Annotated in this window: 20 protein-coding genes, 1 tRNA gene and 1 pseudogene; 6 read left to right on the top strand and 16 right to left on the bottom strand. The window is 65.3% G+C overall.

The window, feature by feature from the left end:
• Positions 1-346: 346 nt before the first annotated feature.
• Positions 347-676 (top strand): hypothetical protein, encoded by a 330-nt coding sequence (locus ABZF37_RS07500; protein WP_372718446.1) that lies wholly within the window; start codon positions 347-349, stop codon positions 674-676.
• Positions 677-1,149: 473 nt separating this feature from the next.
• Here ABZF37_RS07500 and ABZF37_RS07495 read toward each other — a convergent pair whose 3' ends face one another.
• Positions 1,150-1,281: a hypothetical protein gene (locus tag ABZF37_RS07495; protein ID WP_372718444.1), complete on the bottom strand. Its 132-nt coding sequence runs from the start codon at positions 1,279-1,281 to the stop codon at positions 1,150-1,152.
• 105 nt (positions 1,282-1,386) lie between these two features.
• Positions 1,387-1,477: transfer RNA gene (locus ABZF37_RS07490), tRNA-Ser, on the bottom strand.
• Between the two features lie 122 nt (positions 1,478-1,599).
• On the opposite strand from ABZF37_RS07490, the gene ABZF37_RS07485 reads away from it, so the two are divergent.
• A complete protein-coding gene (locus ABZF37_RS07485) occupies positions 1,600-3,045 on the top strand; it encodes a transglycosylase SLT domain-containing protein (protein WP_372718442.1) in 1,446 nt (481 codons plus the stop codon).
• Here ABZF37_RS07485 and pssA read toward each other — a convergent pair.
• From pssA to ABZF37_RS07465, 4 genes are read right to left on the bottom strand one after another with little or no spacing between them, the layout of a single operon-like run.
• Complete coding sequence (pssA, locus tag ABZF37_RS07480; protein WP_372718440.1) at positions 2,960-3,700, bottom strand: CDP-diacylglycerol--serine O-phosphatidyltransferase; 741 nt, start codon at positions 3,698-3,700, stop codon at positions 2,960-2,962. The two genes, ABZF37_RS07485 and pssA, sit on opposite strands and share 86 nt — an antisense overlap.
• A 16-nt stretch (positions 3,701-3,716) precedes the next feature.
• Complete coding sequence (gene ilvC, locus ABZF37_RS07475; protein ID WP_372718438.1) at positions 3,717-4,733, bottom strand: ketol-acid reductoisomerase; 1,017 nt, start codon at positions 4,731-4,733, stop codon at positions 3,717-3,719.
• Between the two features lie 30 nt (positions 4,734-4,763).
• The gene (gene ilvN / locus ABZF37_RS07470; protein WP_372718435.1) at positions 4,764-5,258 is read right to left on the bottom strand and encodes an acetolactate synthase small subunit; all 495 of its coding nucleotides are present in this window, start codon (positions 5,256-5,258) and stop codon (positions 4,764-4,766) included.
• A complete protein-coding gene (locus tag ABZF37_RS07465; RefSeq protein WP_372718433.1) occupies positions 5,258-6,988 on the bottom strand; it encodes an acetolactate synthase 3 large subunit in 1,731 nt (576 codons plus the stop codon). The genes ilvN and ABZF37_RS07465 overlap by 1 nt, the downstream gene beginning before the upstream one ends.
• Before the next feature lie 270 nt (positions 6,989-7,258).
• Here ABZF37_RS07465 and ABZF37_RS07460 point away from each other — a divergent pair, with 270 nt between their 5' ends.
• From ABZF37_RS07460 to mce, 4 genes and pseudogenes are all read left to right on the top strand, one after another.
• Positions 7,259-8,551 carry a citrate synthase gene (locus ABZF37_RS07460; protein WP_372718431.1) on the top strand — a complete coding sequence of 431 codons (1,293 nt, stop codon included), beginning with the start codon at positions 7,259-7,261 and terminating at the stop codon, positions 8,549-8,551.
• A gap of 100 nt (positions 8,552-8,651) precedes the next feature.
• The gene (locus ABZF37_RS07455) at positions 8,652-10,202 is read left to right on the top strand and encodes an acyl-CoA carboxylase subunit beta (protein ID WP_372718429.1); all 1,551 of its coding nucleotides are present in this window, start codon (positions 8,652-8,654) and stop codon (positions 10,200-10,202) included.
• 15 nt (positions 10,203-10,217) lie between these two features.
• Positions 10,218-12,260: pseudogene (locus ABZF37_RS07450) on the top strand (acetyl-CoA carboxylase biotin carboxylase subunit).
• 6 nt (positions 12,261-12,266) lie between these two features.
• Entirely contained in the window at positions 12,267-12,695 is a 429-nt protein-coding gene (gene mce, locus ABZF37_RS07445; protein ID WP_372718426.1) for a methylmalonyl-CoA epimerase, read from the top strand.
• Between the two features lie 14 nt (positions 12,696-12,709).
• Here the strand turns inward: mce and ABZF37_RS07440 are convergent, their stop codons facing one another.
• The 10 genes from ABZF37_RS07440 to acsA all read right to left on the bottom strand — a co-directional run bounded on the left by ABZF37_RS07440 (position 12,710) and on the right by acsA (position 24,199).
• Positions 12,710-13,822, bottom strand: a complete 1,113-nt coding sequence (locus ABZF37_RS07440; protein WP_372718424.1) for a zinc-binding dehydrogenase — start codon at positions 13,820-13,822, stop codon at positions 12,710-12,712.
• Positions 13,823-13,836: 14 nt separating this feature from the next.
• Positions 13,837-14,415, bottom strand: a complete 579-nt coding sequence (locus ABZF37_RS07435) for a 4Fe-4S dicluster domain-containing protein (RefSeq protein WP_372718422.1) — start codon at positions 14,413-14,415, stop codon at positions 13,837-13,839.
• On the bottom strand, positions 14,412-16,820 hold the full coding sequence (locus ABZF37_RS07430; RefSeq protein ID WP_372718420.1) for a molybdopterin-dependent oxidoreductase: 2,409 nt from the start codon (positions 16,818-16,820) through the stop codon (positions 14,412-14,414). Before ABZF37_RS07430 ends, ABZF37_RS07435 begins: the two co-directional genes overlap by 4 nt.
• Positions 16,821-16,921: 101 nt before the next feature.
• Positions 16,922-17,785, bottom strand: coding sequence for a MaoC/PaaZ C-terminal domain-containing protein (locus ABZF37_RS07425; RefSeq protein ID WP_372718418.1), 864 nt, complete (start codon positions 17,783-17,785; stop codon positions 16,922-16,924).
• Entirely contained in the window at positions 17,785-18,699 is a 915-nt protein-coding gene (locus ABZF37_RS07420) for an SDR family oxidoreductase (protein ID WP_372718416.1), read from the bottom strand. The genes ABZF37_RS07425 and ABZF37_RS07420 overlap by 1 nt, the downstream gene beginning before the upstream one ends.
• A gap of 135 nt (positions 18,700-18,834) precedes the next feature.
• Positions 18,835-19,083: an acyl carrier protein gene (locus tag ABZF37_RS07415; RefSeq protein WP_372718414.1), complete on the bottom strand. Its 249-nt coding sequence runs from the start codon at positions 19,081-19,083 to the stop codon at positions 18,835-18,837.
• Complete coding sequence (locus tag ABZF37_RS07410) at positions 19,080-20,483, bottom strand: dihydrolipoamide acetyltransferase family protein (RefSeq protein WP_372718412.1); 1,404 nt, start codon at positions 20,481-20,483, stop codon at positions 19,080-19,082. The genes ABZF37_RS07415 and ABZF37_RS07410 overlap by 4 nt, the downstream gene beginning before the upstream one ends.
• Entirely contained in the window at positions 20,476-21,462 is a 987-nt protein-coding gene (locus ABZF37_RS07405) for an alpha-ketoacid dehydrogenase subunit beta (protein WP_372718410.1), read from the bottom strand. Before ABZF37_RS07405 ends, ABZF37_RS07410 begins: the two co-directional genes overlap by 8 nt.
• Positions 21,459-22,433 (bottom strand): pyruvate dehydrogenase (acetyl-transferring) E1 component subunit alpha, encoded by a 975-nt coding sequence (gene pdhA, locus ABZF37_RS07400; RefSeq protein ID WP_372718408.1) that lies wholly within the window; start codon positions 22,431-22,433, stop codon positions 21,459-21,461. Before pdhA ends, ABZF37_RS07405 begins: the two co-directional genes overlap by 4 nt.
• Positions 22,433-24,199: an acetate--CoA ligase gene (acsA, locus tag ABZF37_RS07395; protein WP_372718406.1), complete on the bottom strand. Its 1,767-nt coding sequence runs from the start codon at positions 24,197-24,199 to the stop codon at positions 22,433-22,435. Before acsA ends, pdhA begins: the two co-directional genes overlap by 1 nt.
• Positions 24,200-24,231 lie beyond the last annotated feature (32 nt).

Genomic DNA, 24,231 nt, shown 5'->3' with positions numbered 1-24,231 from the left:
GTCCGCTACGGGATGCCGTAACCTGGGGTCGGGGTAATGGCGCCACAGATGGCGCTCTTCGTTCGCTGTCTTGGCAGTGAGCCGGTGACGGGTTTAAGTCCAAGCGCTCTGCGCCAACCGATGCGGCCCGATCGAAAGCCGTGTCTAGGCCCAGCACCGAAAAGCCGGAGGTACTCATCCGGCCTGGCGCGGCACCATTACCCCCGCTTTGATACCCCCCCACTACGGCGAATGCCCGTTGCCCGCGGTAAGGGGGCGGCAAGAAGGCCCATAAAACCGCTGGGCTGACCTGACAGCCCGGATGGTAGGTATATTTCAGGCTAATACCTTGCGCATACAGGCGACCATGAGCGTCAAAGGCTGGCCGTTTTTCATATCAATCGTCTTGTTAGGCTCCGCTTCAACCGCCTCTGCCGCGATCATGTGTCCGGACGGACGCTATGTCTTACGCGGCCCCTGCGTGATGTGCCCGGATGGCACCTTCATCGGTGGTGGCGCACGCTGCGAGTTGGCCCCCGATGGACATTTTGTGCCAGAAACGCCGCAGGGGCCGCAAAGGGCTCCAGACGGCAGCTTTGTCCCCGGCGGGCACGGAATCACGATGTGCCCGGATGAAACATTTGTGGCCGGAACGCGCTGCATCATGACGCCGGACGGCAACTGGTTGGGGCAATGAGGAACGCCGTCACTGGCTGCTTGAAACCTCGCGGTCGGCGAGTCGGCGACCCAAGGATCCGTCCAAAATGCGCGTAAGCGTGTTCACTGCTACTCGCAGTTTGGCCGCCACCCTGCCGGCAGCGGAACCGGCATCGCCGATGGCGATACGCTCACCGTGCTGCAGGATGACCAGCAAGTCGGGGTCCGCCTGAGCGAAATCGACGCGCCGGAGCGCGCCCAACCCTGGGCACACGCTCTTGGCAATCCTTTGCTGACCTGTGCTTCAAAGTTCAAGCGCAGCTATGTGTCGAAGGCGAAGACCGCTACGGCCGGACATTGGCCGGCGTGATCTCGAAGAGGAATCGACGCCAACACGCAGCAGGTACGGCTGGACATGGCGTGGGTCTATGCCCAGTACGCGAAAGACGCGTCCTTGCCGCCCCTACAGGCCTAAAGGCGTCGACGCGTGTGCTCTTTCTCGATCAGGAACCGTCATTTGTAGTCACGCGCCCAAGCTAATTGCGCCCATGTCACTTTGCTGGCCCCGTCAGCATCCTTCGCCGGCGCAAAGGCAGGCTGCTCGCGGCTGCGCAGTTCCTGATCGTGGGTTAACGTTTGGTCCATCGTCAGTGCCTCCAGTGGTTGAAAACCAACGGCAGTCACAAATGGTAGGCGGGTGGGCTGGCAGGCTATTCTTTAGCTTGTAACGTGTTGTTTTTATAAGGCGATTGGCGGAGAGGGTGGGATTCGAACCCACGTGGAGCTTACGCCCCCAACGGATTTCGAGTCCGCGCCGGTATGACCACTTCGGTACCTCTCCGTGAGGTGGCCACAGGGGCCATTAGGTTTGCTCAGGGACGCAACTAATATACCATCCGCGGCCCGTCCGCAGCCTGCAGAGCGCCATCGTTCGCGCCGGCACGCGGTCCCAGAGGCTACCGAGTGAAATACGGACTCCCCGAATGGTGGGGTGCGGGCCTGGCCACGGCCCTGCTGTTGATGCTGGTGTACTGGCAGGACCTGGCGCAGCGACACCCACAACTGTCGCGGCTGGAACGCATTCAAAGTCTTGGAACCCTGCGCGTAGGCGTGCCGGTGGATCTGGGTATCGACCACGCGGCATTTCAGGACTTGCACCACAGCATGCTGCGCGAATTCGCCAATCGGCTCGACGTCAATCTGGAGCTGGTTGAGGGCGACTCGCAGACAGCGCTGCTGGACATGTTGACCCATGACGAGGTTGATATCGTCGTGCCTGGTCAGCCGCTTCCCAACCGTTTGCCGGGGCACCTGCGTCAGGCGCCGACCTACGCGGACAGTCAAACGCACGTCGCGTGCGGAGCTCACGTGGTACCGCCGGCTGACGTGTTCGCCAGGACCGACCTTAGGCAGCTTTGGATATCCGATGGCGATGGCTACACGGAGCGCCTGGCTGAGGCCGGTTTAAAGCGCGTTAGGCTTGCTCAGGTATCGTCCTTGGGTAGCGTCGCTTTATTGGAGCAGGTGGCTGGCGGGGAGGTGCCCTGCACCTTGGCCGAACGTCATCAGATTGAGCGGGCTCGCCAGCGCATGCCCATGCTCAAGGTAGGGGCCAGCGTCGGTCCGCCCGGTGGGATTGGCTGGGTGCTGCGCAAGATGCGGGATGACTCGCTGAGCCAACAGGTCGACCGGTTCATGCTGAAGGCCCGTAGCAGTGGTCTCCTGGCGCAGCTGCGGCTGCAAGAGCGCGGCCTGCGAAAACGCTTCGATGTCGTTGATCTGCGCGGATTTCAGCTGGCGATGGCGACCAAGCTGCCGCTTTATGAGGACTATTTCCGCCGCGCTGGCGCAAGCCACGGCATCGACTGGCGCCTGCTGGCGGCGCTCGGGTATCAGGAGTCGCGCTGGAATCCGCGGGCTATATCACCCCAAGGCGCGCGTGGCTTGATGATGCTGATGGCACCCACGGCCCGCCAGGTCGGCATCAGTAATCGGCTCGATCCACATCAGTCAATCACCGCCAGCGCACGTTACCTGGCGCGTTTGCGAGATGATTTCGGCGACGCGGTACCCGAGCCGGATCGTACCTGGCTTGCGGTGGCCGCCTATAACCTGGGTCCAAACAAGCTGGCGCGTGCCCGGCAGTCAGTGCGTGCCAGCGGCGGCAACCCGGATCGGTGGGTGGAAGTTCGCCAGGCCCTTCCCGCGTATCTTGGGCGGGGTACGGGCGCCTGGGAGCCGGTATTTCATGTCGAGGGCGTGCGCCGCTACTTCGCCCTGTTGAGCCTTGGACGGGCTGAAGCCGCGCTGGCTGTATCGCGTGTTAGCCGGCCCGCCGTCGACGCCAGCGCCGCAGGCGGCTCAAGGTCAGGACAGGGCCGGATACGGCGTAGGTCAGGGACAGGCTGAACAGGACCAGCGGTGGATCAGTAGACAATACCGCCAGGCCGATGGCGATCAACACGGCGGCAAAGAACGGAATGCGGCCGCGCAAATCGAAGTCCTTGAAGCTCAGGTAGCGCAGATTGCTGACCATGAGCCCGCCGCCACCGATGGTTACCAGGATCGCCAGCGGCATGCCAAGCCAGGCTGGCGAATCGAAGCTGTGCCCGGCCCACACGGTGCTGGCGATCAGCGCCGCGGCGGATGGGCTGGGCAGGCCCTGGAAGTACTTTTTGCCGTAGACCTGTGGCTGAGTGTTGAAGCGGGCCAGGCGCAGTGCCGCCGATGCGGCGTAAAAAAATGCCAGCAACCAGCCGACCTTGCCCAGGTCCTGCAGGGCCCAGTCATAGACCAGCAGCGCGGGTGCCACGCCAAAGGCCACCATGTCGCTGAGCGAGTCATACTCGGCGCCAAAATCTGTCTCGGTGCCGGTCAGGCGCGCGACCCGGCCGTCCAGTCCGTCGGTAACGATGGACACGAATACCGCCGCGCAGGCGGGGCCAAAATCGCCCCGTGCCGCGGCAACGATGGAGTAGAAGCCCGCAAACAAGCCCAGCGTTGTGAACAGGTTGGGCAGTATGTAGATGCCTCGACGCCGAGGCCGGCCAGTGGGCAGCTGCATACCGGGTTCCGCCTGTCTAGTTCCGTGAACGGTCGACCACGCGCGTGGCCTTGATCCACGGCATCATGTCCCGCAGTTGGCCGCCGACCTGCTCGATCGGGTGTTCCTGGCCCAGGCGACGCATGGCTTTGAGCATCGGGGCACCGGCGCGGTTCTCGGCGATGAAGTCGCGAGCGAACTGACCGGTCTGAATTTCCTTAAGGATGCGCCGCATCTCGGCCTTGGTTTCATCGGTGACGATGCGAGGACCACGCGTGAAGTCGCCGTATTCGGCGGTATTCGAGATCGAATAACGCATGTTGGCGATGCCGCCCTCATACATCAGGTCGACGATCAGTTTCAGTTCGTGCAGGCACTCGAAGTACGCCATTTCGGGCGCGTAGCCGGCTTCCACCAGCGTCTCGAAACCGGCCATCACCAGCGCCGAGGCGCCACCGCACAGAACCGCCTGTTCGCCGAACAGATCGGTTTCGGTCTCCTCGCGGAAATTGGTTTCGATTACCCCGGCGCGGCCACCGCCGATGGCCGATGCATAAGCCAGCGCGGTGTCGCGGGCGCTGCCGGAAACATCCTGATGTACGGCGATCAGGCACGGCACGCCGCCGCCCTGGGTGTAGGTGTTGCGCACCAGGTGGCCCGGGCCCTTGGGAGCGATCATGAACACGTCAAGATCGGCACGTGGCTCGATCTGCCCGAAGTGGATGTTGAAGCCATGCGCGAAGGCCAGTCCGGCGCCCTGTTTCAGGTTCGGCGCGATCACGTCCGTGTACAGCTGCGCCTGATGTTCGTCCGGCACCAGCACCATCACCAGGTCGGCTTCGCGCACCGCATGTTCGGGCGACAGCACGGTCAGGCCCGCATTCTTGGCCTTGGCCACCGAGGCCGAACTGTCGCGCAGGCCGACCCGCACTTCGACGCCGGATTCCTTCAGGTTCAGCGCGTGGGCATGGCCCTGCGAGCCGTAGCCTAGGATGGTGACCTTCTTGCCCTGGATGAGGGAAAGGTCGGCGTCCTTGTCGTAGTAGATATTCATGGTGCTATTACCGGAGGATTGACGGGAAAATCAGGAGCGCAGCGCCTTGGCGCCGCGCGAGATGGCCGAGGGCCCACTGCGTACCAGTTCGATGATGCTGGCCGGGTCGAGCGAGCCGACGAAAGCGGTCAACTTGTCGCCGCTGCCGGTCACCTCCACCACGTAGCTGCCGCGGGTGATGTCCACCACCTGGCCACGGAATGCCGAGGTCAGGCGGGCGATCTCGTCACGCGACGCCGCTGTTGCGGCCTTGACCTTGACCAGCAAAAGCTCGCGTTCGATGTGGGCGCCTTCGGTGACGTCCATCAGCCTGACCACGTCCAGCAGCTTGTTCAGCTGCTTGGTGATCTGCTCGACGATGGCGTCATCGCCGCTGGTGACCAGCGTCATGCGCGACAGGCTGGGCTCGTCGGTGGGGGCGACGCTCAGGGACTCTATGTTGTAACCGCGGGCGGAGACCAGACCAGCCACGCGCGACAGAGCACCTGGCTCGTTTTCCAGCAACAGGGACAGGATATGCCGCATCAGGCCAGTTCCCGGTCGCGCAGGCCAAGCTGGTGTGGCGACAGGCGCATCTCGTGCTGGCCCTTCCCGGCCTCGATCATTGGGTAGACGTTCTCTGAAGCATCGGTGATGAAGTCCATGAATACCAGCCGGTCCTTGAGTGCGAACGCCTCGCGTAATGCACCTTCCACATCGGCTGCGCGTTCGATCAGCATGCCGACGTGGCCATAGGCTTCGGCCAGTTTGACGAAATCCGGAAGCGCATCCATGTACGAGTGCGAGTAGCGGCTTTTGTACTGGAACTCCTGCCACTGGCGGACCATGCCCATGTAGCGGTTGTTCAGGTTGATGATCTTGATCGGCAGCTCGTACTGCTTGGCCGTGGACAGCTCCTGGATACACATCTGGATGCTCGCATCGCCGGTGACGCAGACCACGTCGGCATCGCGATAGGCGAGCTTCACGCCCAGCGCCGCTGGCAGGCCAAAGCCCATGGTGCCCAGGCCGCCGGAGTTGATCCAGCGGTTGGGCTCATTGAAGCCGTAGAACTGCGCCGCCCACATCTGGTGCTGGCCGACATCGGACGCCACATAGGCATTGCCGCCCGTGATGCGGTGCAGGGCTTCCAGCACTGCCTGTGGCTTGATCAACGCGCTGCTCTTGTCGTAGGCCAGACACCGCTGGGCACGCCACGCTTCGATGCGCTGCCACCAGGCCTTCAGCGATTCGGCATCGGGTGTCTGGGCGAGACTGTCAAGCGCCGCCATCAGGTCTTCCAGCACTGAAACCACCGTGCCAACGATGGGCACTTCTACCTTCACGTTCTTGGCGATCGACGCCGGGTCGATATCGACGTGGATGATGCGCGCGTGCGGGCAGAAGCTTGCCAGCTCGCCGGTCACCCGGTCGTCGAAGCGGGCGCCTACGGCCAGCAGCACGTCGCACTCGTGCATGGCCATGTTGGCCTCGATGGTGCCGTGCATGCCGAGCATGCCAAGAAACTGCCGATCATCCGCCGGGTAGGCACCCAGGCCCATCAAGGTGTTGGTGATCGGAAAGCCCAGCCGCCGCGTGAGCTGCCTCAGCTGCGCCGAACCCTTGCCCAGGATCACGCCGCCACCGGTGTAAATCATCGGGCGCTTGGCCTTGACCAGCAACTGCGCGGCCTTGCGAATTTGCCCCGGGTGGCCTTTCTCCACGGGGCTGTAGGAGCGCATCTCGACCTGGGCTGGGTAGACGTAACGTGTGCGGTTGGCGGTCACGTCCTTGGGCACGTCGACAACCACCGGGCCGGGACGGCCGGTAGTGGCGATATAGAACGCCTTGCGCAGGGTGAGGGCAAGATCGGCGACGTCCTTGACCAGGAAGTTGTGCTTCACGCACGGCCGGGTGATGCCGACGGTGTCGGCTTCCTGGAAAGCGTCGTTGCCGATCAGGTGGGTCGCCACCTGGCCGGTGATGACCACCATCGGTATCGAGTCCATGTAGGCGGTGGCAATGCCGGTCACGGCATTGGTCGCGCCCGGGCCGGAGGTGACCAGCACCACGCCCGGCTGGCCGGTGGCGCGGGCATAGCCGTCTGCGGCGTGAGTCGCGGCCTGCTCGTGGCGCACCAGGATATGTTCGACCTCCTGCTGACCGTACAGGGCATCGTAGATGTGCAGCACCGCGCCACCCGGGTAGCCGAACACAAACTGCACGCCCTGATCGCGCAGGAAACGGACAATGATCTCGGCGCCGGTGAGTTCCACGTGCCCTCCGGTATAGATGTGCGCTGTGGGGTGGGATACGGACGCAGCGTCCGAAAAAAGGTCGGCGAGGATAGCAGATTCGGCCGCTGCGCTGGCTATTGGCCCGCGCGTTGTTGGCAATACAGGGCCGCTGCTAGAATCGCACGCTCCGCGGCGCACCGAAGCGCGGCTCGAGACCCGCCAGAACCCTTCGACGAGGGGTCTGGCGCGCACCGCCATTCAGGCCCTGACACTCAGGGAATCCTGAACAAACCGACAACAGGAACCGCGATGGCCGACTGCATCAAACTAGAAATCGAAGGGCAGATCCACGAGTTTCCGGTGATGACCGGCTCGGAGGGTGAAAAAGCCATCGATATCAGCGACCTGCGCGCGCGGACCGGGTACATCACGATGGATCCGGCATATATGAATACCGGTGCGACCACCAGTGCCATCACCTTTCTGGACGGTGAGCAGGGCATCCTGCGCTACCGCGGCATTCCGATCGAACAGTTGGCCGAGAACTCGTCGTTCACCGAAACGGCGCACCTGCTGATTTACGGCCATTTGCCAAACCAGGCCGAACTGAAGGCGTTTCGCGCCCAGGTGAGTCGTCACTCCATGATCCATGAGGGTTTGAAGGAACTGATCGACCGCTTCCCGCCCGGGGCGCACCCGATGGCCATCCTGTCGTCGGCGGTGTGTGCCATGTCCGCCTACTACCCGGAGCTGGCCAAGATGGACCAGACGCCGGACGAGGTGGAGCTGTCGATCGTGCGTCTGTTCGCCAAGATCACCACCATCGCGGCGTATGCGTACAAGCAATCCATTGGCCACCCATTGCTGTATCCGGACAACAGCCTCGGCTATTGCGCCAATTTCCTGCGCATGATGTTCGGCGTGCCGTGCGAGCCTTACGTGGTGGATGAGGATCTGGTCAAGGCCCTGAAGGTTCTGCTCATCCTGCATGCCGACCACGAACAGAACTGTTCCACCTCCACCGTGCGCCTGGTGGGTTCCTCGCGGGCCAACCTGTTCGCGGCCGTATCGGCCGGAATCCTAGCCCTGTGGGGGCCGCTGCACGGCGGTGCCAATCAGGAAGTGCTGGAAATGCTGGAAGAAATCCAGCGTGACGGTGGCGATGTGCAGAAATTCGTCCTCAAGGCCAAGGATCCGAACGACGCATTCCGCCTGATGGGCTTTGGCCACCGCGTCTACAAGAACTACGACCCGCGCGCCACGATCATCAAGCGCACTGCCGACACGGTGCTTGCCAAGCTCGGGCAGGAGGACGAGCCGCTGCTCAAGATCGCCAAGCAGCTTGAGGAAGCGGCCCGTTCGGACAGCTATTTCGTCGACCGTAAGCTGTACCCGAACGTCGATTTCTATTCCGGAATCATCTATCACGCCATGGGCATCCCGGCCAATATGTTCACGGTGATGTTTGCGATCGGTCGCCTGCCCGGCTGGATCGCGCAGTGGAAGGAGATGCTGGACCAGGGTGCCAAGATCGGTCGCCCGCGGCAGATCTATGTCGGCTCGACCGAGCGCGATTACACGCCCATCAAGGCCCGTCCATAGTTGCCTCGGTGCCGTGCCTGTCACTGCCTGACCAGGTTTTTAAGTTAGTTTCCACCGATCCGTGCAAGCGGTGGCGGTAGTCCCCGGGGGAGGGTGACGTTTGAGCGGCAATACTATTCTCGACCGTCTGGATGCTGCCCGGGCGGCGGCACAGCTTGGCGGCGGCACGGACCGCATCGCGGCGCAGCATGGCAAGGGCAAGCTGACGGCGCGTGAGCGCATCGGCTTGCTGCTGGACACCGATTCGTTCTGCGAGCTCGACACGCTCAAGCAGCACCGCTGCCAGGATTTCGGCATCGGCGACAAGCAGTTCCCCGGCGACGGCGTGGTGACCGGATACGGCACCATCAACGGCCGCTTGACCTTCGTTTTCTCGCAGGATTTCACCGTGTTCGGCGGCGCGCTGTCGGAAACCCATGCCGAGAAAATCTGCAAGGTCATGGACCGGGCGGTCGAGGTTGGCGCGCCGGTGATCGGCCTGAACGACTCCGGCGGCGCGCGCATCCAGGAAGGCGTGGCGTCGCTGGGCGGGTACGCGGAAATTTTCTGGCGCAACGTACAGGCCTCCGGCGTGGTGCCGCAGCTGTCGATCATCATGGGTCCGTGCGCCGGCGGTGCCGTGTACTCGCCGGCCATGACCGACTTCATCTTCATGGTGAAGGACAGTTCCTACATGTTTGTGACCGGCCCCAACGTGGTCAAAACGGTCACTCACGAGGACGTCACCTCCGAAGACCTGGGCGGCGCGGTCACCCACACGGCCAAATCCGGCGTGGCGGATCTCGCGCTCGAAAACGACATCGAGGCCATGGTCCAGACGCGGCGGCTGTTCGATTTTCTGCCGCTGAACAACCTCGAAACCCCGCCCGGCTATCCCTGCGACGATCCGGCCGACCGGGTCGAGCTGTCGCTGGACACGCTGGTGCCAGAGAACGCCACCCAGCCGTACGACATCAAGCAGCTGATCCACAAGATTGTCGATCACTGCGATTTTTTCGAGATACAGCCCGAGTACGCCAAAAATATCGTCATCGGCTTTGCCCGCATGGAAGGCCGCACAGTCGGCATCGTCGCCAACAATCCGAAGGTCCTGGCCGGCGTGCTGGACATCGACTCCTCGCGCAAGGCGGCGCGCTTCGTGCGCTTTTGCGACTGCTTCAACGTGCCGCTGGTGACCCTGGTCGACGTGCCGGGCTTCCTGCCGGGCACCACCCAGGAGCGCGGCGGCATTATCAAGCACGGCGCCAAGCTGCTGTATGCCTACGCCGAGGCCACAGTGCCCAAGCTCACGGTCATCACCCGCAAGGCCTATGGCGGCGCCTACGACGTGATGAGCAGCAAGCACATTCGCGGCGACATCAACTACGCCTGGCCAACGGCCGAGATCGCCGTCATGGGCCCCAAGGGTGCGGTCGAGGTCATGTACCGGCGTCAGATCGACCAGTCGGCCGACCCGGTCGCCGAGACTGCTCGCCTGGAGCAGGAGTACCGCGAGCGTTTCGCCAACCCCTTCGTGGCAGCCGAGCGCGGCTTCATCGACGACGTGATCACGCCCAGCCACACCCGCCAGCACCTGTGCCGGGCGCTGCGCATGCTGGCCAACAAGAGCGTGCAGCGACCATTCAAGAAACACGGCAATATTCCGCTCTAAGCTACTGAAACAAAGATGCCCCTTTTCGAAAAAATTCTGATCGCCAACCGCGGCGAGATTGCCTGCCGGGTGATTCGTTCCTGTAATCGCTTGGGTATTGCCACGGTTGCCATCTACTCCGACGCCGACAAAAATGCCCTCCACGTGCGCATGGCCGACGAGGCCTGGCCGGTCGGCCCGGCGCCCAGCGCCCAGTCCTACCTCAACGTCGAACGTATCCTTGAAGTCATCGCCGCCAGCGGGGCGCAGGCGGTGCACCCGGGCTACGGCTTTTTGTCCGAAAACGCCGACTTCGCCCGCCGACTGGAGGAAGCCGGCGTGGTGTTCATCGGCCCGCCGCAGGGCGCCGTGCGCGCCATGGGCGACAAGATCGAGTCCAAGAAACTGGCCGTCAAGGCGGGCGTCAGCACCGTGCCCGGTTACGTCGGCATCATCGACACCCCCGACGAGGCCGCGCGCATCGCCGAGCAGATCGGCTTCCCGGTCATGATCAAGGCCACCGCCGGTGGCGGCGGCAAGGGCATGCGGGTGGTCAACCGGCGCGAGGAAATGGCCGAGGGCTTTCGCGCCGCCGCCTCCGAGGCACGTTCGAGTTTCGGCGACGACCGGGTGTTCATCGAGAAATACATCACCCGCCCGCGCCACATCGAGATTCAGGTGCTCGGCGACCGGCAGGGCAACATCGTGTACCTGGGCGAGCGCGAGTGCTCCATCCAGCGCCGGCACCAGAAGGTGATCGAGGAAGCGCCGAGCCTGTTCCTGACGCCCGAAGTGCGCCGCGCGATGGGCGAGCAGGCGGTGGCCTTGGCCCGGGCCGTGGATTACCACTCGGCCGGCACGGTGGAGTTCATCGTCGACCAGGAGCGCAACTTCTACTTCCTGGAGATGAACACCCGCCTGCAGGTCGAACACCCGGTCACCGAGCTGGTGACTGGCGTGGACCTGGTCGAGCAGATGATCCGCATTGCTGCCGGTGAGCCGCTGGAATTCAGCCAGGCCGACGTTACTCTGACCGGCTGGGCCATTGAGGCGCGCGTTTACGCAGAGGACGCCCGGCGCGGCTTTCTGCCCTCCATCGGTCGACTGACTGATTACCGGGAACCCACCGGCCCCGGTATTCGGGTCGATTCGGGCACCTACGAGGGCGGTGAGATTTCCATGTATTACGATCCGATGATCGCCAAGCTGATCGCCTACGGCGCCGATCGCGAACAGGCCACGGCGCGCCTGCTGGATGCCCTGGACGGCTACGACATCCGCGGCGTGACCACCAATCTGGACTTCCTGGGCAGCCTGTTGGCCCACCCCCGTTTCCAGGCAGGTGATATTTCGACCAGTCTCATTGCCGAGGAATACCCCGATGGTTACGTCGACCCCCCGGTTGACGAGCGCGAGCGCGAGCAGTTCGCCGTCATCGCCGCCTACATCCGCGCCCAGCAGGAACTGCGCGCCCGCCATGTGCATGCCGGAGACGCCGACAGTCCCTGGAAACTGCTGAAACGCGCAGGGCAGGGAGGCTGACACATGGCGGATAAGGACCAGGCGTATTACGTGACAGTCCAGGGCGAGCCGGTGCGCCTGGATATTGGCGAAGTTGACCAGGGCAGCGCACGGTTTGCCATCGGCGAGCACACCCACGTGGTGCAGGGTCGCTTCCACCCCGGCCAGGCCTTGCAGGAACTGACCATCGATGGCTACCCGGTGAGGTTCCGGGTGGAGCAGGCGGCGGGGCGATTGACCATCAGTCGTCGCGGACGGCGCGTGAGCACACGGGCGCTGAGCGCGCTGGAGCACGAGCTGTACAGCCTGATGCCGAAGAAACAGGCACCGGATACCTCCAACCTGGTTCTGTCGCCCATGCCAGGCAAGCTGATCGCGCTATACGTGGAGAATGGCGAGCACGTCAAAGCCGGCGCACCACTGTGTGTGATTGAGGCGATGAAGATGGAAAACGTGCTCCACGCGGAGCGTGACGGCACGGTAGTCAAACTGGAGGTCCAGGCCGGTCAAACGGTGGACGCCGACCAGCTGCTGATCCAGTTCGCTTCCGTTGGCTGAAGGCAGATGATCGGTCGCCTGAACCACATCGCCATCGCCACGCCAGATCTACGCGCCGCGGCGCTGCGTTACCGCGAGTCCCTGGCCGCCCCGGCGCAGGTGTCGGAACCCCTGGCGTTGCCCGAGCATGGCGTCACCACGGTGTTCGTGGACACCGGCAATACCAAGCTGGAGCTGCTGGAGCCTCTCGGCGAGCACTCACCGATCGCCAAGTTCCTGGAAAAGAACCCGGACGGTGGCTTGCACCACCTGTGCTTTGAAGTTCCGGACCTTGCCGCGGCCATTGCCACGGTCAGGGCCGCCAATATCCGCGTGCTGGGCGAGCCGCGCATTGGCGCGCACGGCCTGCCGGTGGTGTTCCTGCATCCCAAAGACTGTGGCGGGGTGTTAATGGAGCTTGAGGAAACGGCGCCGGCCTCGGCCGGACATCGCTGATCGGCGCGCGCCGTTCAGGGCGTGATCACCACGCCGAGCGGGTCGCCCGTTTTCGCCATCACCGCCGCGATTGCCTCATTGGCTTGTGCCAGGGGAAAGCGGTGCGTGATGAAATGGGTGAAATCCACCACGCCGCTGCGCATCAGGTCGACCACGCGCGGATAGGTGCCCGGCCCCATGCCAACGGAGCCGGTTACCTCGATCTCGCTCAGCATGAAGTGGCGGTAATCGATGTTGATCGGTCCGCGCACGCCGCCGATCAGCACCGCGCGTCCGCCGCGCCGCAGCAGGCCGATGGCGCGCTGGGTGACATCCAGCGCCGTTGGCAGGCAATCAATCAGCACGTCCGCGCCCTTTTGGGGTAACAGCGCCCGTACGCCTTCAAGTTCGGGGTCCGTTCCGGCTGCGTGGGATATGACGGTCGCGGGGTGTACCTGACGCACCCGTTCCAGACGCGCCGCGTCGCGCGCAATCGCCACGATGGTGGTGGCACCTAGGGCGTGCGCGCACATCACCGCACAGGTACCGAGCGCGCCGCTGGCACCGGTGACGATCACCGTGGCACCCGCGCGAACATGGGCGCGTTCCGCGGCTTTGAGGGCCACGCCGAGGAAAGCGATCTTGGCCGCTTGTTCAAAGGAAATCGTATCGGGCAGCGGATTGGCGTTGCCGGCGGGAATCAGCATGTATTCGGCAAAACCACCGTCACCGTAGCGCTCGAACCGTTCGCGTCCGGGCGGGGCGAAGTAGCTCATGCCCATCACCGCGTACTGGGCGCAGTAGTTGCCGTTGCCGTTCCGGCAATCGGCGCATTGGCCACAGGACAGCGACGGCGAGACGAACACCCGATCGCCCTCGCGGACCTGGCGGACATTGCTGCCCACCGCGGCTATCGTGCCTGCCGGTTCGTGGCCGATGATCAGGGGCCGCCGGTTCAGCGGCAGCATGCCGTGGATGAGCTGGTGGTCGCCGTCCTGGGTGCCGCAAGCGGCGATCTTGACCAGCACGTCGTCGGGGCCGACTTCCGGGACCGGCACCTGCTCGATGCGCAGCGCTTCGCCCACCTCGTGCAGCCGTGCAGCCAGCATTGTCTTAGGCATCGTTCCCCCCGCGCCGCCAAGCGCCACTACGTTTTTCCCATTCAACCGATGGAGTAATACACCACCGGGTCGGTATTGTGTTCCGGTCCCATGACCCGGGTCTGGCCGCCCGCGCGTTCGATCGCGCGGGACACGTCACTGTCCGGATCATTCAGATCACCAAAGAAAATGGCCTCATACACACATGCTTCCGCACAGGCGGTGGTCTGGCCCGCGTCAACGCGCTGGGTGCAGAAATTGCACTTCTGCATCACGTTCTCGGCCTCGTTGAACTCGATCACCCCATATGGGCAGACGAAGGTGCAGCGTCGACAGCCCTGGCCAAGGCACTCGTCCTCGTTCAGTACCACGATGCCGTCGGGCCGACGCGACAGCGCCTGGGTGGGACATACGTTCAGGCACGGCGCGTCACGGCAGTGCATGCACAAGGTAGGTTCCCAGGTCATCTTGACGTTGGGATAGGTGCCGGACGGGGTGTCGGTGTGTGCGCCGCCCAGGGTCTTCACGTTCATGAAGCTCTTGCCCAGGGGTGGGTCGTTTTCGATCTTGCAGGCGACCGAGCAGGCCTGACAGCCGATGCAGCGCTCGACATCCACGAACATGCCGTACTGGAGGCTCATGCCGCGGCCTCGTCGTGGCGCTCGATCTGTACCAGGCAATCGAAAATCTGGTCGGCCAGGCCATAGGGCGTCAGACCCGGCGAAGGTGCGTTCTGCGCGAACTGTTTCCACATGCCCCAGTAAACCTGGAACGCCGGGTTGATCATGTCCGGAGTAGGCAGGTTCAGGGGACGCAGCAGATCCTGATAATGCCCGTGCGGAAAGTCCCGTGGCCACCAGCCATGTTCCATCCAGGCAGTGCCAGGCCGGATGCCATCCGACAGCTGGACGCGTACCCGGAAGTCACCGCGGTCGTTATAGACCCGGACCCAGTCCTCTTCGCCGAGGCCGCGCTGCAGGGCATCGGTTGGGTTCAGCCGGATTCGCGGCTCCGGGTTCAGCTCTTTGGTCGTGCGGTAGTACGACTGGCTCTGGTTGGTGAACTTGCGTCGTCCGGTGAAGAACTGTAACGGATAGCGTTGCGCGAGTTCGCTGCGTTTACCTTCGCCCGGCTCTTTATGGCTGGGCAGGGCTTCGCCCAAATGATGCAGGTACTCGGCGTAAAACTCGATGCGCCCGGAAGGGCTCGGGAAGCGCTTGTCGGCAAACGAGATGTGCGGTTTTTCCGCGCCCTTGCCACGCACGATGCCTCCTTCCGCCCGCAGCCGGTCCAGGGTGATGCCGTCCTGGGTTGGGTGATCCAGCATCGCCGCCAGGTACTGTTCCGTGTTCTGGGTAAAGTGCTCGCCAAGACCCAGGCGCCGTGCCAGCTCGGATACGATTTCGACGTCCGATTTGGCCTCATGCATCGGGGCGATGGCCTGTTGCGAGAGGATGGTGCAGCCCAGGGCGCCATACAGGTCGGTACGCTCGAAGATGGTCGTGCCGGGCAACACGATGTCGGCGAACTGGGCGGTTGTGGACTCAACGATGTCCACGGCCACGATGAAGTCCAGTTTGGGAAATATCTGCTCGGTCCACACCCGTCGGTTGGGTATGGACCCCAGCAGGTTGGTACCCAGGACCACCATCGCCTTTATCGGCCAGGGCTTGCCGGTGATGATCGCATGGTGACCTTCACTGATGTGCAGGCGGTGACTGCGACGCCCATCCGCGGCGTACACCGGCGACGAGTTGAGCATTGGGGAATAGGCCTTGCACCAGCCACTGGCACCGCCACCGCTGCGCCCTACGTCACCCGTAAGCGCGGCCAGTGCCAGGATCGCCCGCGCGTTGAGGTCGCCGTGAAAGGTGCGGCAGACGCCAAATCCGATCTTGATCGTGGATGGCCGGTTGCGACCGTAGTGGCGGGCCAGCTCGCGGATAGTTTCGACAGGAATCTTGCACAGATCGCTGACGCGTTCCGGCGAATGCTTTGCTGCCTGTTGCGCGAGCAGGTCGAAGGCGGTGTGGCAGGGCACGCCGTTGACCGTCACGGCTGCGCTCAGCGCGGGAACGACACCCGGCAGGTCGGTTACTCGCGCGGCGATCGTCGCCGCGACCGCGTTTGTCTGGTCCCAGACCACGTAGTCCTCGTCGGGCGCTCCGGTTCCCAGGTCCCGTCCACGAAGCAGCTGGCCGTTGTCGTCGCGCACCAGAAACGGCGCGACCGTGTGACGGCGTACGTAATCTTCGTCGTAAAGACCTTCCTCAATCAGCACATGCGTCATGGCGAGCGCCAGCGCGCCGTCAGTCGATGGTTCTATCGGCACCCACCAGTCGGCCTTGGCGGCGGTGGCGTCGAAGGTCGGGCTTATCACCACCAGCTTGGCGCCGGCCTTGCGCGCGCGCATCACGTGGTTGAAATCGCGCATGGCCGACTCGGCCATGTTCTCGCCCCAGATGATGATCAGTTTGGAATTGACCCAGTCCCGCGGGTCGTTCGCGCCACCGAAAAAAAACCCGTAATTGACCAGGCCGGCCACGAACGGCCCGCCATCCACCGCCCAGCCAACGATTTCGGTACAGCCAAACAGATTGGCAAAGCGCCCGGTGGCGCCGCCAGCGTTGACTCCCGACAGCGGCACCGAGCTTGAACCCGAGCCATGCATCAGCACTGCCTGCGGGCCATCGGTATCGCGGATATCAGCCAGGCGCGTGGCGATTTCGGCGTACGCGTCATCCCAGCTGATGCGCTCCCAGCGCCCCTCGCCGCGCTCCCCGATGCGTCGCATCGGGTATTTCAGACGCTCCGGGTTGTAGGGCAGGTCGATCGCCGCAATGCCGCGCAGACAGGCGTGGGTGTCTTCGGGTGCCCCTGGGATAGGCGCCGCGGTGAGCGACACCATGCGCCCATCGCGGACTTCGGCCTTGAGCGGACAGTTCTGGTGACAGCCCATGCCGGGGCAAGCGACTGTGAAAAACTCGCTGGCATCGCGATCCAGGGCTGATTGCGCGTCAGCAACGGGTTGAATGACTGTGGCCATGGCACTGCCCCCCAATTCACGGTACGGGCAGCATAGATCGAGTCGGCATTGGTTGCCAGTGCGTTCGCCTGGGAACCAGCAGTGTTTGCTCAGGCGCTGGGCTAGTCCGCGCTCACCGAGGCCCGACCATGGCTCAGTACCACCACGGCGCGTTCCAGTGCGGTGGTGCGAAAGGCCAGACCTTCGGCCTCGCGCCATACTTCGGTGCGCAGCGTCTCGCCCGGATAAACCGGCGCCGAGAATCGCACCTGCATGGCCGTCAGTCGCTGCGGGTGGTAGTCGCACATGCTGCGCAGCAGCGCGTGGCCAGCCACGGCAAAGGTGCACAGGCCGTGCAGGATGGGCCGGTCGAAACCGGCCGCGCGTGCCACGTCCGGGTCCGCGTGCAACGGGTTCAGGTCACCACACAGCCGGTACAAAAGCGCCTGTTGTGGCAGCGTGGGCAGGTCGCACACGGCGTCCGGCGGGCGTTCCGGGCTGGGCGCCAGACGCAGCGGCGCCGCATCGCTGCCCCCGCAGCCACCGTCACCGCGGCAAAATGTGCTGCTGTCGAGGGTCGCCAGCAGCTCGCCGCTGCTGGCCTCGTGAACAGTACGCTGGCTGTAGACGATGGCGCCCTTGTCCGGGCCTTTGTCGTTGATGCCGATCACCCGCGTGCGACCGATCACCTCACCCGCGGCGGGCAGCGGGCGGTGCAGCCGCAGGCCTTGCTCGGCATGCACCAGGCGCACGCAGTCGATACCAGTGCCGGGGTCTTTCATCCAGAAGCCGGGGTAGCCGAGCACAACTGCCTGCATGGGCAGCGCCTCAAGGCCCTGCTCGTACACGAAGCGCAACTGCGCGGTGGACACCGGATCGGCCCCAAGGCCGACTGCCAGCGCGTACAGCTGACTGTCACGCGCACCATAGCTGTGGCGTATCTCGGGCACCGGCCAGTCCAGCAGGCGCTGGTAGTCGATCGCCATCAGAACGGATCCCAGGAGAACACGTCCGCCGACACTTCAAGCGCGTAGAAGCTGTCGCGAAACGCCGGCACCAGCCGTTCGGCCAGTTGTTCCGGGCTCCAGCCACCATCGCGTTGGATGGAGCGCAGCGGGCGCGATTGCCCCATCAGGAACACCTCGTTGGCACGCACCGCAAAAATCTGGCCGTTGACCTCGGCGGCAGCGTCCGACAGCAGGAACGCGGCGACTGGCGCAATCTTTTCGGGCGTCATGCGCTTTAGGCGTTCCACCCGCGCCTGCTGCTCGGGCGTGTCAGTGGGGATCGACCCGATCATGCGGCTCCAGGCAAACGGCGAGATGCAGTTGCTGCGCACCCCAAAGCGCTGCATATCCAGCGCGATAGACTTGGACAATCCCACCACGCCGAGCTTGGCGGCAGCATAGTTGGCCTGACCAATATTGCCGATCAGGCCGGAGGTGGAGGTCATGTGCACCATGGCGCCGCTGCCCTGCTCGCGAAACAGCGGTGCCACCGCCCGGCTCAGATAAAACGAGCCCAGCAAGTGGACCTGAACCACCGCCTCGAAATCCTGCGGCGACATCTTGTGGAAGATGGCATCGCGCAGGATGCCGGCATTGTTGACCACGCCATCCACCCGGCCGAAGGCATCGAGCGCCGTTTGCACCATGGCCTGTGCCCCGTCCCAACTGGCCACGCTGGAGGTGCTGGCGGCCGCGTCACCGCCCGCCGCGCGAATCTCCTCGACCACCCGTTGCGCGGGTCCGGCATCACCGCCTTCGCCGCCGACCGAGCCGCCAATGTCATTGGCCACCACCCTGGCCCCGTGCGCCGCCGCCAGCCGCGCGATACCGCCACCGATAGCGCCGCCGGCGCCGGTGACGATGATGACTTTATCCTTGAGGGTGTTGGTCATGGAGGCTCCCTGGTCTTTTGCGTGGCGGCCGAACAAGCGGTGATAAAGGCGTTTCGCTGAATTCTAGCGGGCCGGGCCGGGGATAGGGGTCGATCAGGCGAATTCGGTGTCGGGCAAGCCGCACCTCATCGCGATCTAGTGCGGCAGTTTTGGCAACAGGTACTGCACCGCCCCGTTCAGGCTGGCCAGGCGCGGGTAATCCAGTTCCGGGATCGGCACGCCGAGCTGTTTGTGCACGGCGGTGACGAAGTTCAGGAAGTCCATCGAGTCGATGTCGAGCTGGTCCCGAAAGCTCTGCTCGGGGTCGATGTCGATTTCGCGCGCTTCGGGCGCGATGCCGCCCAGGATGGCGAGCAGCCGCTCGCGCAGTTCGGTTTCGGTCATAGCTCCTCCGGTTTTTGCAGCAGGCGTTCCAGGGCGGCCAGGAACAGCGCGCCGCGGTGGCCATCGCTGACGCGGTGATCGCCGGCCAGGGTGAGGGTGACGACGCGGCGCACCGCCAGCCCCTCGCCGACCACCCACGGCCGGCGCACCACGGAACCGGCGCCGACAACGGCGACCTGTGGCGGGGTGATGATGGGGTAGAGCGTCTCGACGCCGTTGTCACCCAGGCTGGACAGCGTGATGGTGGTGTCGGTCAGTTCGGAGCTGCGCAGGCCGCCGACGCGGGCACGTTGCACCAGATCCTTCAGCTGCATCATCAGGGTATCGAGATCCTTGTCCGCCACGTCGTGCAGGGCGGGCGCAATCAGCCCGCGTCGGCGCAGCGACACGGCCACGCCCACATGCACGGCGGCCGACGGCTCGAAGCGGTCCTGGCGCCAGAAGCCGTTCAGTTCCGGCACCTCTTTGAGCGCCAGCGCCAGCGCCTTGAGCAGCAGCACGGCGTACAGCAGGCGCTGTTCGGGGTCGCGCTGGGCGTTGACGCGCTCGACGAAGCGCAGCGCCGGCTCGAAATCGACCGTGGTGGCCAGGTAGTAGTGGGGAATCTCGCGCTTGGAGCGGGTCATGGCGGCGGCGATGGCGCGGCGCATGGCGTCGGGCTCGAACGGCGCCGCCGGTGGCCGGGCGGGGGCAGATTTTGCCTGTTGCGCACCGGCCGCGGCGCGCGCGAGATCCGCCACGGTGATTGCGCCCTTGGCGCCGCTGCCCGTGATCTGGCCCAGGTCGACCCCCAGTTCCAGCGCCCGCTGGCGCACCGATGGGCTGGCACGGGGTGCCCGCGCCGGCTGTTTCGCGGGCGCCGCCTCGACGTCGGCCAGCGTGATGGCGCCGCCGGGACCGCTGCCGGTGAGCGTGGACAGGTCGATGCCCAGCGCGGTGGCGCGCTGGCGGGCCGCTGGCGAGGCGCGCAGCCGGGTAGCCGGTGCGGCCGTTGGCACTGCGCTAACCGGCGGTGGCGCGGCGCCCGCGGTAGGTGCTGGGCGAGCCGCTGCCGGCGGGGCTTTCGGGGCGGCGGCCGGCGCTGGCCTGGCGGGTTCGGGTGCTGGCGGTGGGGCAGGGCGCGCCACGGCGGATGCTACCGGGGCTTCTGTGGCAGCCGGCTCATCGCCCGAGCGCACCGTGGCCAGCACGGTGCCGACCGGCACCTCGGTGCCCGGCTCGACCACCAGCGACTCGACCACGCCGCTGTCGAAGATCTCGACCTCGATGGCGCCTTTTTGGGTCTCCACTACCGCCACGATGTCGCCGCGTCGGACCCGACCCCCCGGCTTGATGCGCCATTCGACCAGCGTGCCGCTTTCCATGTCGCTGCCCAGCGACGGCATGACGAAGTCAGCCACGGCCGAGCACCCCGCGCGCCGCGGCGACGATGTCCGTCACCTGCGGAAGGGCGGCGTCCTCCAGGTGCTTGGCGTAGGGAATCGGCACCTCGGCGCTGCACACCCGTGCCGGCGGGGCGTCCAGATCGTAGAACGCCTGTTCGACGATGCGGGCACTGATTTCGGCCGCAAAACTGCCGCTGCGCCAGCCTTCGTCGACGATCACCGCCCGCCGCGTCTTGCCTGCCGAGGCCATGATCGTGGCGTCGTCCAGCGGGCGCAGGCAGCGCAGGTCGACCACCTCCGCCTCAATGCCGTCGGCGGCCAGTTGCTCGGCGGCGGTGAGCACCTTGGGCAGGCTGCCGCCGTAGGTGATCAGGGTCAGGTCGTTGCCCGGCCGGCGCACCGCGGCGCCGGTCAGCGGCACGGCGTCGACCGGTTCCAGCTCGCCTTCGGCGTTGTAGAGCATGACGTGCTCGAACACGATCACCGGGTCCGGGTCGGCCAGCGCCGCGGCCAGCATGTGGCGGGCGTCGGTCACGGTGGCCGGCGCGACTACCTTGATACCCGGGATGTGCGCGTACCAGCCCTCCAGGCTGTGCGAGTGCTGCGCCGCCAGCTGCCGGCCGGCGCCGGTGGCCATGCGGATCACCAGCGGCACCGACACCTGCCCACCGGACATGTGGCGCAGCGTGGCGGCGTTGTTCAGTATCTGGTCCAGCGCCAGCAGGCTGAAGTTGACGGTCATGATCTCGACGATCGGCCGCAGGCCGCCGAGTGCCGCGCCGATGCCGGCGCCGGTGAAGGCCGATTCCGACAGCGGCGTGTCGCGGATGCGCGCCTCGCCGAACTCCGCCAGCAGGCCTTTGCTCACGGCGTAGCAGCCGCCGTAGCGGCCGACGTCCTCGCCCATCAGGAACACGCGCGGGTCGGCGGCGAGCGCGGCGCGCAGGGCCTCGCGCAGGGCCTCGCGGTAGGTGATCTTTTGCGGTGCGCTCATGCGGCAGGCTGCGTGTACACGTCGCGCGTGAGCTGCTCGACCGGTTCCCAGGTGCCGGCTTCGGCAAACGCCACCGCGGCCTCCACTTCGGCCTCGACCTCGGCTTCGAGCGCGGCGCGGCTGCCGGCCTCGATCAGGCCCAGATTCAGCAGCTCGCGCTCGTACAGGTCGATCGGGTCGCGTGCCTGCCACTGCGCCACCTCGGCCTTGTCCCGGTACAGCTGGCTGTCGAACATGGAGTGCGCCCGAAAGCGGTAGGTGTGGCATTCGAGCAGGTAGGGCCCGTTGCCGGCCCGCACGTGCCCGATGGCCACCGTGGCCGCCTCGCGCACCGCCAGCAGGTCCATGCCGTCCACCGCGGCCGAATGCAGGCCGTAGCTGCGCGCCTTCAGGTGAATGTCGGTCTCGGCCTCGGAGCGCACCAACGCGGTGCCCATGGCGTACAGGTTGTTCTCGCACACGAACAGCACCGGCAGTTGCCACAGCGCGGCCAGGTTGAGCGACTCGTGGAACTCGCCCTCGGCCGCGGCCCCCTCGCCGAAGAAGCACACGCTCACGTGTGCGCGGTTCTGCAGCTTGTCGGCCAGTGCCAGGCCCACGGCCAGCGGCAGCGCCCCGGCGACGATGGCATTGCCACCGTAAAAGCGCGTGCCGGCATCGAACAGGTGCATGGAGCCGCCGCGTCCGCGGCTGCAACCCTCCTGCTTGCCGTACATCTCGGCCATCACCGCGCCCATGTCGACGCCGCGCGCCAGGGCGTGGCCGTGCTCGCGGTAGGTGGCAAGGATGGCATCCTTCGCGTCCAGCAGCGGGATGATGCCGGCCGCGATGGCCTCCTCGCCGTTGTACAGGTGCAGGAAACCGCGAATCTTGCCGGCCGAGTACAGCTGCGCGCAGCGGTCCTCGAAGCGGCGGATGCGCAGCATCTGGCGCAGCAGGGCCAGCGCTGTGTCCTGGTCGGGCAGGGCCATCAGGCGTTCTCCAGGGTCGAGGTGTCGCCCTCGGGCAGGCCCAGTTCCCGCGCCTTGAGCAACCGGCGCATGATCTTGCCGCTGCGGGTCTTGGGCAGGCTGGGCGCGAATTCGATTTCCTTGGGCGCCACCACGGCGCCCAGGCGCTTTCGGGCGTGCGCCATCAGCTCGTCGCGCAGGGCATCGGTCGGTTCAAAGCCCGGTTTGAGCGCGATGAAGGCCTTGACGATCTCCAGCGCCATCGGGTCTGGCTTGCCGATCACGCCTACTTCGGCCACCGCCGGGTGCTGCATCAGCACGTCCTCGACCTCGAATGGGCCGATCAGGTGGCCGGAGGTCTTGATCACGTCGTCGGCCCGGCCGATGAACCAGAAATAGCCATCCGCATCGCGACGCGCCAGGTCGCCGCTCAGGTACCAGTCGCCAACGAAGCACTTGCGATAGCGTTCGTCCTCGCCCAGATAGCCGCGGAACATGGACGGCCAGCCGGCCTTGAGCACCAGTTGGCCCTGCTCGCCGTCGGGCATGAACTCCAGCCCGCCGTCGTGGGTCAGGTTGGCGATGGCCGCCTCGATGCCCGGCAGCGGCTTGCCCATGGAACCCGGCTTGATGTCCATGGCGGCGAAGTTGGCAACCATGATGCCGCCGGTCTCGGTCTGCCACCAGTTGTCGTGAAACGGCCGCCCAAGCGCGCGCTGGCTCCAGATAACGGCTTCCGAGTTCAGCGGCTCGCCGACACTGGCCATGAAACGCAGGCGCGACAGGTCGAAGCGCGTCGGCAGCGCGTCGCCCAGGCGCATCAGCATGCGGATAGCGGTCGGCGCCGTGTACCAGACGTCGACCTTCTGGTCCTGCAGGATGCCGTACCAGCGCTCGGCGTCGAATTCCTCGGTATCCACCACCAGCGTGGCGCCGATCACCAGCGGCGCGATGATGCCGTACGAGGTGCCGGTCACCCAGCCCGGGTCGGCCGTGCACCAGAACACATCGCCCGGATGCAGGTCGAGCGCCAGGCGGCCGGTGACGTAATGCGACAGCACCGCGCAATGCACGTGCACGGCGCCCTTGGGCCGGCCGGTGGTCCCCGACGTGAAGTGCAACAGGGCCATGTCCTCGCCGGCGCGAGGTGGGACGATGAAGGCCTCGTCTGCAACATCCATCAGACCGGCGAAGCTGAGGGTGTCGGCACTGTGCTTGTCGTCATCCCCAACCAGCAGTACGTGTTCGAGTTGTGGCAGCTGCGAACGTATTGCCGCCACCTTGCGCCGGTACAGCTGCGGTGTGGTGACCAGCACGCGGCCGCCGCCCAGTTCCAGCCGGGCGCGGATCGGCTCCGGGCCAAAAGCCGAGAACATCGGACAGAACACCGCTCCGGCCTTGAGTGTGCCAAGCGCGGTCAGGTACAGCTCCGGAACCCGGCCGAGCAGGCTGAACACGCGCTCGCCGGGTTGAATGCCGAGCCCGCCCAGCACGTTGGCGAACCGGTTGCTTGCCGCGGCCAGCTCGGCATACGTGAACTCGCGCGCGTCACCATTGCGCGACAGGCAGCGCAGCGCGACCTGTTTGCCACGACCGTTGCTCAGGTGTCGGTCGACTGCCTCCACGGCGATATTGATGCCGCCGCCGGGCAGGCCACGTAGGGCGAGGCGTTCCACTGCCCAGCTGAACCCGGCGCAGGCCCTGGCGTAGTCAGGCTGGTTCGGTAGGGCCTGCGTCGCGGAAGCTGGCGGCTTGTGAATAACCAGATCAGTCGTGGACGCGGACATGACGGCCTCCTGGCGCGACGGCGGCTGCCGGT

Origin of the sequence: Immundisolibacter sp. (assembly GCF_041601295.1) — a bacterium.
In the GTDB taxonomy this organism is placed as follows: domain Bacteria; phylum Pseudomonadota; class Gammaproteobacteria; order Immundisolibacterales; family Immundisolibacteraceae; genus Immundisolibacter.
Note: the sequence above shows the minus strand (reverse complement) of the source record. Positions and strands in the feature narration are given on the sequence as shown.

Bases quoted from the DNA above. Each gene is read 5' to 3' on its own strand.
- pdhA (WP_372718408.1), bottom strand. From the start codon at position 22,433: ATGGCCCTGCCCGACCAGGACACAGCGCTGGCCCTGCTGCGCCAGATG.
- acsA (WP_372718406.1), bottom strand. From the start codon at position 24,199: ATGTCCGCGTCCACGACTGATCTGGTTATTCACAAGCCGCCAGCTTCC.
- ilvN (WP_372718435.1), bottom strand. From the start codon at position 5,258: ATGCGGCATATCCTGTCCCTGTTGCTGGAAAACGAGCCAGGTGCTCTG.
- ABZF37_RS07415 (WP_372718414.1), bottom strand. From the start codon at position 19,083: ATGACCGAAACCGAACTGCGCGAGCGGCTGCTCGCCATCCTGGGCGGC.
- mce (WP_372718426.1), top strand. From the start codon at position 12,267: ATGATCGGTCGCCTGAACCACATCGCCATCGCCACGCCAGATCTACGC.
- ABZF37_RS07460 (WP_372718431.1), top strand. From the start codon at position 7,259: ATGGCCGACTGCATCAAACTAGAAATCGAAGGGCAGATCCACGAGTTT.
- ABZF37_RS07430 (WP_372718420.1), bottom strand. From the start codon at position 16,820: ATGGCCACAGTCATTCAACCCGTTGCTGACGCGCAATCAGCCCTGGAT.
- ABZF37_RS07420 (WP_372718416.1), bottom strand. From the start codon at position 18,699: ATGACCAACACCCTCAAGGATAAAGTCATCATCGTCACCGGCGCCGGC.
- ABZF37_RS07435 (WP_372718422.1), bottom strand. From the start codon at position 14,415: ATGAGCCTCCAGTACGGCATGTTCGTGGATGTCGAGCGCTGCATCGGC.
- ilvC (WP_372718438.1), bottom strand. From the start codon at position 4,733: ATGAATATCTACTACGACAAGGACGCCGACCTTTCCCTCATCCAGGGC.
- ABZF37_RS07495 (WP_372718444.1), bottom strand. From the start codon at position 1,281: ATGGACCAAACGTTAACCCACGATCAGGAACTGCGCAGCCGCGAGCAG.
- ABZF37_RS07405 (WP_372718410.1), bottom strand. From the start codon at position 21,462: ATGAGCGCACCGCAAAAGATCACCTACCGCGAGGCCCTGCGCGAGGCC.
- ABZF37_RS07500 (WP_372718446.1), top strand. From the start codon at position 347: ATGAGCGTCAAAGGCTGGCCGTTTTTCATATCAATCGTCTTGTTAGGC.
- pssA (WP_372718440.1), bottom strand. From the start codon at position 3,700: ATGCAGCTGCCCACTGGCCGGCCTCGGCGTCGAGGCATCTACATACTG.
- ABZF37_RS07425 (WP_372718418.1), bottom strand. From the start codon at position 17,785: ATGGCGATCGACTACCAGCGCCTGCTGGACTGGCCGGTGCCCGAGATA.